This window comes from Lacticaseibacillus pantheris DSM 15945 = JCM 12539 = NBRC 106106 (assembly GCF_001591865.1).
In the GTDB taxonomy this organism is placed as follows: domain Bacteria; phylum Bacillota; class Bacilli; order Lactobacillales; family Lactobacillaceae; genus Lacticaseibacillus; species Lacticaseibacillus pantheris.
The window spans coordinates 1-4814 of the sequence record NZ_BCVS01000141.1 but is presented as its reverse complement, the minus strand read 5'-3'; the positions used below and the strand labels follow the sequence as shown (position 1 = coordinate 4814).

The following is a 4814-nucleotide window of genomic DNA, read 5'->3' as shown; positions in this document are numbered from 1 at the left end:
CAACCTCCACCACCACGCCAGTACGACCAACGGTAGATGTTTACCGTTCCGGGTTCGGCGTCTCAGTACCCGATGGCATCTACATCGGTTGGGTTCCAACTACCCCCGATCACCTAACGATGATCGTAAGTTTTGGTCCGACTTTTCACGTATATACTGATAACCTGACATTAGGGGTTGCGAAAATACCAACAGTTAATGCAGAATAGGCCATGTGTGTGGTCTATTTTTGTACAGAGCGGAGCCCCGCGGTTAAAAGTCAGAGTGTAAGGTACACCGGCCAGAAAGTCGGGTTTTGGCTTTGTGTATGGTGTGACTTACACGGCGACTTTTGCGGGGAGAAGCTCGACTAAGGGAACAGAGCGGAGCATGGCGTTCAGAAACCGTAGTGTAACGTGCTTGGGCGGCGAAGCCCGGTTTTGGCTTCATTGTCCAAGTGGGTTACACGGAGGTTTTTGCCATGTGCAGCTCGACTAGGGAACAGAGCGGAGCCCCGCGGAGTTCCGCCAATTATTGGGGAAACAGAAAGGCTAAGTGTAATGGAACTAAAGGATTTGATTGCGCAGTACCCGGTTGTGGCCGATTTGGCGGCCGAACGGGAGACAATGTGGGTGAACCCGGAATACGGCGACGTCGCCGAGCTGCCGTTGACCAAGGAAGATTTGTTTGACGCGGAGGCACGGTATCACCGCTTTGGCCCGTACATGGCCGTGGCGTTTCCGGAGACCGCTGCTACCGATGGGATTCTCGAATCCCCACTGTACCGCATCCGTGCAATGCAAGAACACGTGACCCAACGTGAGGGTTACGACCTTCCGGGTGATCTGTACCTGAAGGCGGACAACGAGTTGCCTATTTCCGGTTCGATCAAGTCGCGTGGTGGCATTTACGAAGTGTTGAAAATTGCCGAGACTGTAGCGATAGATCACGGGATGCTGGCGTATGCGGATAACTACGCCAAGTTGAATGAACCAGAATTCCGCGAACTGTTTAGTCATTACGGCATTGCCGTGGGTTCAACCGGTAATCTCGGTCTGTCAATCGGGATTGTGGCTGCGCAACTTGGTTTTAACACCACCGTCCACATGTCGCACGATGCTAAGCAGTGGAAGAAGGACAAACTGCGGAGCAAAGGTGTGAACGTGGTGGAGTACGATGGGAGCTTTACCAAGGCCATTAATACTGGCCGTAAGTTGGCTGCGGCTGACCCGTCCGTCTTCTTCATCGACGACGAGGGTAGTACCGACCTTTTCCTCGGGTACGGTGTGGCCGCAATTCGTCTGCAAAAGCAGTTACACGACCAGGGAATTCCCGTGGATGAGGATCACCCCCTGTTTGTTTACCTGCCAGCGGGCGTTGGGGGCTCACCGGGTGGCACCACCTTTGGGCTGAAGACCATCCTGGGGCCGAACGTCCACGCCATCTTTGCCGAACCGACCCACGTTCCATCCGTGGTGCTGGGGATGGCCACGGGTATGAACGAGGATATCTCGGTTTACGATATTGGCCTGGATGGTCTGACCGAAGCCGATGGTTTAGCAGTTGGTCGGCCGTCGCGGCTAGCCGGGCACGTCCTGCGCACCATTTTGCAGGGAATCGCCACGTTTGATGACGACCGCGTGCTGGCCTATACGGCGGAGATGATGGATACCCAGCAGATGCAGCTGGAGCCAAGTGCTACGGCCGGCTTTGCGGCGGTACGGATGGCACAGCCATATTTAGCGAGTCGCTACCCGATGGCGCACGCCAACCACATCGTGTGGGCAACCGGGGGGATGCTGATGCCAGCTAGTGAGCATGAACGCAATTATGCTTTGGGCAAAGCCATCCTGGAACGTAAATAATGGCATAAAAAAATCACTCTCAGTCCAATTGGGCCGAGGGTGATTTTTTATTGGCAATCTAGTAGAACTTGAACTTACTTAGTGGCCAGTACCGCATGACCACAACGGATTGAATTTGGCTCCGCTTGAGGAAGCCGAATGCCCGCCCGTCGTGAGAAATAATCCGGTTATCACCCATGACGAAGTATTCGCCCTTGGGTACCGTTGACCGGTGAGTGCTCTTCAGCGTTTTCAAGGTGAAGTCGTAGGTGAACTTGACCTTGCTGGCGTCCAAACCCTCTTGCTGGGCAATAGTTTTGATTTCCTTTTGCATAAACTTCTTATTGAGGTACGGCTGTTTGACCAACTTGCCGTTGATGTAGAGGTGGTCGTTTTTACTTTGGACCGTGTCTCCAGGCATACCGATAACCCGTTTTATGTACAGTTCGGGTTTGCCGGTTTTGCTGTCGGTAGCGTCCGGCGCGTAAACGACCACGATGTCGTTCCGCTTGATTTGCTTGTGCCGCAATGAAATGAGGCGGTCGTCTTGTTGCAGCCCTGGTTCCATGGATGCACCCTGGACTTCATCTTTGCTAATAACATAGGTCATCAATAGCTGGGTGATGATAAAAACTGCCGCAAAGAGCACGACTAGCTCTAGTACCCAGCGCCAGGTGCTCCCACTCTTATTTTCCGTAGGTTCCAAGATTCTAGCCTCCACTCGTTTGATACCTAATTTTAGCATACTATAACGATAGAAAATGTTTTTTGGTCGGTTAAGAGTGACGCAAAGGAGCACAAAAAGGATAGGCGTGTGTGCGGGTGAACTGGACGGATAAATTGACGCACCAGGTGGACTGTGGTAGCGTGAATCGTTGAGTTGAACGGTGGGCGCAGCATAATGCGCCCCTTTTATATAGAAAAAAGAGGGTCTGACAGGTGAGTATTCTAACGGTAACGGGACTATCCCAGCAGTTTGTAGACAAGCAATTGTATACGGACGCGAACTTTCAGGTTAATAAGGAGGACCACCTGGGCGTGGTCGGTCAAAACGGGGCCGGTAAGAGTACGCTGATTAAGATTCTCACGGGTCAGGTGACGCCAGACGACGGTAAGATTGTTTGGCAGAAGCACCTAAATGTGGGCTATCTGGACCAGTACGCGAATTTGGCTCCCGGCCAGACCATCATGGCCTTTTTGCAAACCGCATTTGCAGAACTCTACGCCAAAGCGGACAAGGTGAACGCAATTTATGCTGACTATGCCACTAATCCGGATGATGAGTTGCTGGCTAAGGCGGGCACGCTACAACAAGAGTTGGAGGCAGCCGACTTCTATAACCTTGATACCAGGATTGAGACCGTAGCGAGTGGTCTCGGGCTCACGGCCATCGGGTTGGATCACCCAGTGGACCAACTGTCTGGGGGGCAGCGGTCGAAGATTATTTTGGCGAAGCTACTATTGGAAGAGCCAGACATGCTTTTACTGGACGAACCGACTAATTACCTCGATAAATCGCATATTGAATGGTTAGCCGATTGGTTGCAGGAGTTCGAGGGCGCCTTTATCGTTATCTCCCATGACTTTGATTTTTTGGAGCAGGTCACCAACGCGATATTGGATATTGAGTTTGCGACCATCACGAAGTATACGGGGAGTCTGCACCAGGCCATGCGGCAGAAGGAAGCCAATAAGGAAACTTATATGAAGGCTTTTAACAAGCAGCAGGCGCAGATTCAGAAGACGGAGGCGTACATCCGTAAATTTAAGGCCGGTAGTCGTAGTAAGTCGGCTAAGAGCCGGGAGAAGCAGTTGTCGCATATGGAGCGGTTGACGCCACCAGGTAACCGCGCGAAGGCCAAATTTGCTTTTCCCTTCATTGAACAGAACAGCCAGGTGCTGCTGGACGTGACCGATTTGAGTGTGGGCTACGATCAGCCGCTGCTGCAGCCGATGAACTTTACTTTGAGTCACGATGAAGTGATGGCATTGGAAGGATTTAACGGTGTGGGGAAGTCTACCTTACTGAAGACAATACTCGGCAAGCTGCCGGCACTGGGCGGCACGGTCGATATTGCTCAAAACGTGATGGTGGGCTACTTTGAACAGGAACTGCGTTGGGATGTGCCCAAGCAGACACCACTGCAGTTCATGATGAGTAAGTACCCAGCAGCCACTCAACGCACGCTGCGGCAAGTGCTGAGCCGAACAGCGTTAACGCGTGAAGACGTGGATAAGCCGTTGACGTTACTTTCTGGTGGGGAACAGTCCAAGGTGAAGATTGCGGACCTGATGATGCAGACAACCAACATGCTCATCATGGATGAACCGACCAACCATTTAGATGATGATACCAAAGCGGCGTTGCGGCGTGCGCTCATTGAATATCCGGGTGCCGTAATCTTGGTCTCTCACGAAGAGGGCTTTTACGATGACTCGTGGGTAGACCGGCGCGTCAACATTGCGGACTTAAGGGTCGATTAGTCCGGGTTTGTTGCTAGTAGTAGTAGTGGGGTGTACGTTAGGCGAAATTAATCGCTTGACGCACGCCCCGTTTGTTTTTATTGGGTTGGGATATGATTGCGCTGATACGGTGGCTAGAAGGCGTGGTGGTCGCGACTGCGCGATGCCCCTAGTGTCGATTCATGCAACCGCAAATGGTAAATGCTGTTGTTTTACAGAAAGTTGTTGACGTGAGGCCCCATTTTAGAGATAATAGTTTTCGTGCTCTTCGAGAGACAGCCCTTAAGGGACGCGGATTGGTAACTTTTATTTGTTGAAAGAGTTATCGTTACCCGCTAAAGAAAATTTCATTTTTTCTCCGAAAGTTCTGGACTTGGTTAGCACAAATTGATATACTAATTAAGTTGTGTCGGAGCGGTAACGCATTACTCGCCGCGAAGTTCAACAAGGTTATGAAAAAAGTTGTTGACATTGATTGTCAATGGCAGTATGATATAAAAGTTGTCCGGTTGAGAAATCAACCGTTCA

Annotated in this window: 4 protein-coding genes; 3 read left to right on the top strand and 1 reads right to left on the bottom strand. The window is 51.4% G+C overall.

Annotated features, from left to right (window positions below):
- Nucleotides 1-209 (top strand): hypothetical protein (locus LPA02S_RS11840; RefSeq protein WP_225355004.1); only part of this gene is annotated, 209 nt, incomplete at its 5' end.
- 330 nt (nucleotides 210-539) lie between these two features.
- The gene (dsdA, locus tag LPA02S_RS10675) at nucleotides 540-1844 is read left to right on the top strand and encodes a D-serine ammonia-lyase (protein WP_056956203.1); all 1305 of its coding nucleotides are present in this window, start codon (nucleotides 540-542) and stop codon (nucleotides 1842-1844) included.
- Between the two features lie 58 nt (nucleotides 1845-1902).
- Here the strand turns inward: dsdA and lepB are convergent, their stop codons facing one another.
- A complete protein-coding gene (lepB, locus tag LPA02S_RS10670) occupies nucleotides 1903-2529 on the bottom strand; it encodes a signal peptidase I (RefSeq protein WP_225355003.1) in 627 nt (208 codons plus the stop codon).
- A 233-nt stretch (nucleotides 2530-2762) separates the two neighbouring features.
- On the opposite strand from lepB, the gene LPA02S_RS10665 reads away from it, so the two are divergent.
- Entirely contained in the window at nucleotides 2763-4307 is a 1545-nt protein-coding gene (locus LPA02S_RS10665; protein WP_056956205.1) for an ABC-F family ATP-binding cassette domain-containing protein, read from the top strand.
- Nucleotides 4308-4814 lie beyond the last annotated feature (507 nt).

Coding starts and splice junctions, on each gene's coding strand:
- dsdA (WP_056956203.1), top strand. CDS start 540: ATGGAACTAAAGGATTTGATTGCGCAGTACCCGGTTGTGGCCGATTTG.